The organism is Phaeobacter sp. B1627 (assembly GCF_006265095.1).
Classification (GTDB): domain Bacteria; phylum Pseudomonadota; class Alphaproteobacteria; order Rhodobacterales; family Rhodobacteraceae; genus Epibacterium.
On record NZ_VCNK01000127.1, the window covers coordinates 1 to 407 of the forward strand.

General features: G+C 68.1%; 1 protein-coding gene. It reads right to left on the minus strand.

What is annotated here, in order from left to right; all coding sequences use genetic code 11:
* On the minus strand, positions 1–258 hold a 258-nt coding region (locus tag FGE21_RS19960; protein WP_139665138.1), incomplete at its 3' end, for a DUF4376 domain-containing protein.
* Positions 259–407: the final 149 nt, after the last annotated feature.

The following is a 407-nucleotide window of genomic DNA, read 5'->3' on the forward strand; positions in this document are numbered from 1 at the left end:
CTGGGTCAGCTCGACAAAGCCGGTGGGGGTTTTCCACGCCAGCGGTGCGCTGATCATGCCCTGCTGCAGCGCACTGACGGCGCCGGAGAGCGACAGCCGGGTCACCTCATCGCCCGGCACCTGCAGGCCACCCGGCAGCAGCACGCCCGCCATGGCACACTGCCAGCGAATATCCGCGAGCTTTGCCAGCGCCCTGGCCCGGTCCTGTTCGATGCGCGCGGCAGCGGTGACCACTTTGGAATAGTCGATATTGCTCATGCCTCGGCCTCCGGTTCATCCGTTGGGGCCTGCTCCACCTCATAGGGCGGCAGGGGCACCGGCCCGTCGCCGGTCAGGGTCACCGGCTGCGGGAAACGGGTTTCCTCTGGCGCGTCCGCACCATGCGGCAGGATCAGGGTCAGGTGGAT